This window comes from Viridibacillus sp. d25.2, assembly GCF_055456015.2.
In genome coordinates this window covers 1-6,584 of sequence record NZ_JBVDMV020000001.1, presented here as the reverse complement: position 1 = coordinate 6,584, position 6,584 = coordinate 1, and the positions used below count along the sequence as shown (strand labels likewise).

General features: G+C 28.9%; 5 protein-coding genes. All 5 read left to right on the top strand.

The features are described 5' to 3' along the window. Nucleotides 1–406 precede the first annotated feature (406 nt). Nucleotides 407–1,372: a hypothetical protein gene (locus ACZLO7_RS21910; protein WP_464941257.1), complete on the top strand. Its 966-nt coding sequence runs from the start codon at nucleotides 407–409 to the stop codon at nucleotides 1,370–1,372. 769 nt (nucleotides 1,373–2,141) lie between these two features. Further along, a complete protein-coding gene (locus ACZLO7_RS21905; protein WP_464941258.1) occupies nucleotides 2,142–3,746 on the top strand; it encodes a hypothetical protein in 1,605 nt (534 codons plus the stop codon). A gap of 546 nt (nucleotides 3,747–4,292) precedes the next feature. Then, nucleotides 4,293–5,159 (top strand): site-specific integrase, encoded by an 867-nt coding sequence (locus ACZLO7_RS21900; RefSeq protein ID WP_464941260.1) that lies wholly within the window; start codon nucleotides 4,293–4,295, stop codon nucleotides 5,157–5,159. A gap of 114 nt (nucleotides 5,160–5,273) precedes the next feature. Next, nucleotides 5,274–5,888: a hypothetical protein gene (locus tag ACZLO7_RS21895; RefSeq protein WP_464941261.1), complete on the top strand. Its 615-nt coding sequence runs from the start codon at nucleotides 5,274–5,276 to the stop codon at nucleotides 5,886–5,888. Continuing rightward, nucleotides 5,875–6,584: hypothetical protein (locus ACZLO7_RS21890; RefSeq protein ID WP_511261428.1), on the top strand; the 710-nt coding region annotated here is incomplete at its 3' end. The genes ACZLO7_RS21895 and ACZLO7_RS21890, both read left to right, overlap by 14 nt.

Below are 6,584 nucleotides of genomic sequence, written 5' to 3'. Positions count from 1 at the left end.
CCATTTGTTAGGGGTCTTTTTTTGTACAAAGAATTAATTCCACAATTGTAAAGTAGCGTAGAAAACAATAGAATCAAGAAAGCGTAGTTTAGAGTAGAATAGAAAACAATAGAATCAACAAAGGAAAGATTAGAGTAGGATAGAAAATTTTAGAATTATATTTACGCAATCTACGGTAGCCTGCCAAATAATTTATATTACTATACAACTCTTAAAACCTTTATATATCAACATTCCCAACGCTCTTCTCCAAACTACCGTAGTTTATAGTAACTTTCCGAAGTTTAGAGTAGAGTAGCGGAGCGAAGAAAAATATAAGAGTAGTTTAGGGTTGATTTTTATTCAATATTTTATTAAATTGAAGTTACTAACTGTAGAATGCAAGGTGTAGAAAGGAGGAAACATATTGATAGATCAACATATATCAAAAGAAACAATTCAAAACTTATTGATAACTGATCCATTATTCGAAATCATAAAAAATACAGCAGATGAAAACCTATTGTATTCTGACGAATACTTAGAGATCATTGATGAAAAAAAATATTATAGTACAACTGACTTGGCAAATTGGTTTGAGATTTCAGATGGACAAGTGAGATATTACATAAAACCTTTCCATTCTTATATATTCAATGGTGAAGAAGATGAAACACCATCTTCAGCTAAAGCAATGAGACTAAGCCTTCAATCTATATTAAAGATTCGTATGATTTTGTTATTAAAAGAAGAATATAAAGTAAATGGCCTAAAACGTGTATTGGGATTAACACCAATAGTAACCCGTTCCGAGAATAATACAATGTCTAATGAACAGACTCCAGTATTACAAGAAGACCTCGAAAAACAGGTTAATTTCATAAAATCTTTAGTTCAACAAATGTTAGAAACAGGAGCATTTAATGTAGAAAAAAATGATAACAAAGTTCATATTACGTTGAACGACAACTTAGCTCATTTGTTAGATGATAACTCTCAAAAACTTTTAACTAATTTTCAAGAGGAATTAGACGTTTATAATAAATCTATAAAGAGTAATCAAATCCTTATGGAAAAAGTAGTTGAGGAAAATGAGGTTATTATTAAGGAAACGAAGTTTTTGAAAGAAAAAGTTGTGTTAGAAAACGAAGGATTTATTAAAGAAACACAATTACTAAAGGAACAAGTGGATCAACTTGTGGGTAAAAATCAACAATTGGAGCAAAACTTGTATCTCCAAAGAGATTTGGAAGATGAAGCCTTAAATAAGTGGAGAGAAACTGCCAAATATGGCTTTATGGCTCGTATATTCAAAGCAGATGAGATTGAATTAGAAAGACATAAGTTTGTTACTAAGTATATTAAAGACCAATTAAACAATAAAAAAGATTAAAAATACATGAAAAAACCGCGACTACTAGGTAGTCGCGGTTTTTTTGACCACTCACACTTTCTTACCAAAAATAAGAGCTTGTGAGTATTATTTTTTTAAGTTGTACAATCATAATAGCACACTTATTTCTTTATGACAACAAAGATAATTAACTCTATTTACGGAACATTAAAAACATATCGAAAACGAAACTACTTCGGCTTTTTATGAAAAATCTTGTAAAATACATATCTATTTGTTAAGATTATTTTGACCACTCACTCTGTATGTTCCTATTACGCTATGATTTTGCGTATTTAGGCATATACTTCTTCTTTGTCGTATCTTTTTTATGACAACCAAAAAATAAGGGCTTTTATTTATTTTTAATGTACGATCTTGTGAGTGAATAAAAAAAAGTGCTAACCTCCGACAGTCAGCACTCTACGTTTGGCCAGCCAGCCAATAAAAACCCTAATGTAATGCGGAAACATTATATTAGGTAATCACTATCTCTAGTGATTATTTAGTGAAAAAGATATGTTTTTTTTTGAAGGAAGATAAAACTGCCTTCTTTAAATCATATATTCCTATTCTATCAAATTATATGTTGTAAAATCAATAATTATTGCACTTTATAACAAATTATTTGAAGATTGGTCACTTATCCTTAGATGCGCACTTATTATTTATAGAGAATGACCTAAGTAACATTGAACTTAGGTTTAATCCTCACTAAATAACCATGCTCTTTAAGATGAAAAAAGACCCAAATAAATAGGTGATTATTTTGGCTACTACACAAATGATAAATCATGTAATTTCAAATGATCTGAAAAAACATGATATCGCATTATCTAAAATAGACCGTTCAGTGATACAAAAAATAGCAAGGAATCAAATTCCTATTGAGAGCTCAACGATTGATCTACTTTTTCATATGAGCCCTTTTGTGGATTTGGATATGCGTATTAATATTTCTCTACAACAATTGCAGGATGATATGAACTTTCGTACCTCCACATTTGAATTTGCGTTACAACAAGCTTTAGAGTTAGACCTCATTGAATTAAGAGGTGACTATTATTATTCTAAATATCATCTTTCAACTGCAGCTAAAGATATAGATTTTGCTTATATCCCAAATCTTTCAATTCTAACAAGTTCTGTTTTCAAAAATTATACTTTGAATCAAAAGAAATTGTTTTTATACTTTTTATCTGCAAAGATACCGGGTACGTACCATTCTGTAAAAATCGAAAACTTATACAATAATTTTTTACACGACAGTAATAGTGGCGTTCATTACTTTAGAAGCTATCGAGACGTTATTCATGCTTTAATTACTATGGTTGAATTCGGCCATATCGAATTAAAAGTGTCTAAGTCGAATGTTGTTCGCGTATTCAAGCTTAATGAAACAAACAAAACTAGTATTCAAAATGAAATTCTCGATTTTTTTGAAATTGAATCAATAGATAATGGGAACCGTAAGAGCTGGGTTTCTAAATTAAATCGAGATAAATACATAATTAAAGTTCGCATTTTGAAAGAACATGTACAAGAATTTCGTCCGGTAACTGCCTCAAAAATGGAGCTTTTTAGACTTGCTGATACCTATGATGTGCCTTTAGACGAGGTGAAAACTGAAACAATAAGATTTATAACATCTTATAAAAATCAGTTGTACTCACTATGCGGCAATGAAGGAATTTCAATTTATCGTAAATCTTTAGTATCCTATTTTGAAGAAAAATCGGCTTTATTACTCTCCTACGACAGTAAAGATAAAATGGCCAATTTCTTTATGGATTTTTACTTAATTAAGAACTGTATAAATACGCTTATTGTCTATATCAATAAGGCAGTTTCAGTTAATGAATATAACTCACAAAATCATTTAGAAAAGATTCAAATGCAGAATTTACTTAGTTTCGTTAATGAACGTGCATCCGGGTCTGAACTTCTATTATTTGAAAATGAGTTGTTAAGCTTACCAATCGTAAAAGATTGTAATCTTGAGCTAGTTTTCGATACAACATGGTTAAAAACTAAGAGCCATGTATACGAATTTGTTTCAAATAATTATGTCATGAACATAATACCTACAAATATTAATTTATCTTTAGATGAGTATAAAACTATACTTGTAGATATAACTTCTAAAAATCGAAGCAAGATTGAAATAGTTACTGAAGAGTTAATTGAACACTTGAATACTAAATTAGTACAAGTTCAAAAAACTGAAACAAATATTAAACGTATTCATGATCACATGGATCGAATTAGATCGATACAGGCTTCATCATCACAAGGTTCTTTATTTGATATCAAGAAAAAAACCAATGGAATTACATTTTACAATTGGCTCGAAGAAACAGACGAAACTAATTAAAAATAATAATTACACTTTATAGACATTTTGAAAATTTAAAATAACGATTTAGGCTGCTAAAACACTGATTTTAACGGTCTATTTGTTATGAATTAATAATTTAAGAGAAAATAAACGAACATAGCATTAAATATTCCTAATTGTCTTCTTTCTAAAGTTTGCGATTAGCTTTTTTTACACGCCCTACACTTCCATAAAATACCACATTATAATCATTATATTTGCTTGTTAAGTATTAATTTGAAAATGTAATGTTTTATTATTAATTAGACTCAGTTAATTTTATATGGTGATAGAGAGTAATAATTAATATTTGCAAGAATATTCAGATACTTTTTTTATGAAATTACCCTAAATACTAATACAATAACGTTTAGACACTTTCAAATAATCAATTTTTAATGTCTACGGAATTCCTTATTATATTTGTTATTTTATTTTTAATTGTTTTTGCAATGATTTTATATAATATAATTTGTTATTTTACACAAAGGTCAGTAAATTATTTATAATTGAATTAATTCAATCTAAAAGGGAGTGACTCATATGCCATTTGGTTTTGAAAAACAAAGACTCAAAGACAATATTAAACCGACTACACTCAAATACGAAATAATGGTTATTAAACAATTATTAGCTTTTATACATCATTTATATAAAAAAGATATTGATCCTAGTGAAATAAAGCCACAAGATATTCATTCGTATATAGAGCAGCAACTCCAAAAAAATAAGATATCAACTGTTAATAGAAAGATAGGTCATATTAAAAATTGGTTCGATTATTTATGGAGAAGTGAACAAATAGCTCATGATTTTATGGAAAAGGTGGATTTCATTAAAGAGGAGACTAAAAGTAATTCAGTCGATGTAGACTATGTACAACTTTTAAATAAACGTAAACAAATATCTTCTTCCAATATGCCAATTACCGCTAAACTATTGTATATCTTTTATATGAAAGGCTTAAGACCAAGAGATATATTTGAAATTACTATTAACGATTTTATAGATAAAGGAGATACAATTGAACTTCATATTGAAACTATTAGCGGATATGAAGCAAATGTTAAATTCGATAATAAGGTTGAAATAGGAATCATATTAAGCGGAATTGAAAGAGCAGTTTTTAGAAATGTCCCTTATATTTTATCCTCAAAGAATAATAAAGGTTTTTATGATAAATTTAATCAAGATTCTAATTCTAACTACATTGAACATATTGTCGCTGTAACTGGCCAACCATTTTCATCAGGTCCAATACGTCATGCTTATATTAATCATCTACATAAAATTGACGGGAAAACGGCCGAAGAAATCACTTTATTAGTAGGTACATCACTTTCTAATGTCGCATTAGTCCTTAAAAAATCTGTTGAATGCAATGATAAACAAAGCTATAATGTAATATAGGATTCAATCATAAAAATATAAATTACAGGGAACACCCCAAATTCTTATGGAGTTATTTTTAACTTCATAGATTTGCGGTGTTCTTTTTTTATTTAAGGAGTCGATAGAAAAATCATGCTTGAGAGCAAAATTAGGCATATTGAAGATTTAATTGTTGCTATATTGCTGAGTGATAGTCAAATTCAAAAAGACCGTTACAACGCTTATGAAATATCATTTAACCTAGATTCTATGAAAAAATATATTCTCGAAAACTATATTTCTCGAAATAAAATTACAAATGATATTTGTATTAGACACGTCGGATACGAAACGTATGTATTAGAGAATAATCTGCTGTTAGAAAGAATTATTCGAGATTGGACGGATGGCCAAACAGTGGTATCTATAAATCCTGGGCTATTAAATTCAAATGTATGCTTACTATTACTTTGTTTATTTGCCACTAAGGGCAAAAGAAACATCATTATCAAAACAAATATGAGTTCCAGTGCTCAAACAACGCTACAATACTTGTGTTATGAACTTTTCAAAATACATTTCATACCTAATGGGAAATATTTCAAAATACGATTATTAAATAACTTAATTATAAAGTCAATTTCAGAAGGTCGACCGTATTACGAGTCTACAGAACTTATATTATTGTTGTCTGAATTTGATCGTCTTACCTTTTTGAATTTAAGACGCGAACATGAGAAGGAGAGATTATCCTATGCCTTTTATTAATAGGAAAAGTCGACTAACCATTTTAGGTGTTAGTACTGCAGCATTGTTAGTGTTATCTGCATGTAGTATGAATGATAAAATTGATGAAAAGATTGAAGAAACCAAAGCTAATGGAGATCGTAATACAGCATCTAAAAAGCCGACTGAAGAAGCACTTGAAAAAGATGTTATTTCAGATGAAAAATTTCAAATGTCTAAAGAACAAAAGAAAATATTAGATGAATCCAAAACAAAAAGTGGTGAAGATGCATTAAAAAATAATGATTTAGAAAATCGAAAAGAAATCAGGACCAATGTTCCAAAGGCAAAAGAATATTACGATTCTCCCAATGAATTCGGCCAATATATAGGCAATGTAATATATAAGTATCATTCCAATCAATTCAATGGAACAGAATATTATAATCATTTAAAGAATTATATTTCGTCAAATTTTATTAATCAATTACCCAAAAGTGATACTGAGAGAATAAAGATGTTTGAGCAGCTACAATCGTTATTCCAAGAACAAATTCAAAGTAAGATAGCGTCATACCAGGTAACAGAATTAGTTATAAACGAAAGAGCAAAAGAAGGTAGTTTTTATAGAAAATACACTTTGAAAAATGGAGAAATGATTTACTATGAAACAACAATCGTTAAGCAAGGTAACAAGTGGTTATTACTTGATGATAGTCCTTCAGCTGGGTATGTAGT

Bases quoted from the DNA above. Each gene is read 5' to 3' on its own strand.
- ACZLO7_RS21900 (WP_464941260.1), top strand. From the start codon at position 4,293: ATGCCATTTGGTTTTGAAAAACAAAGACTCAAAGACAATATTAAACCG.
- ACZLO7_RS21895 (WP_464941261.1), top strand. From the start codon at position 5,274: ATGCTTGAGAGCAAAATTAGGCATATTGAAGATTTAATTGTTGCTATA.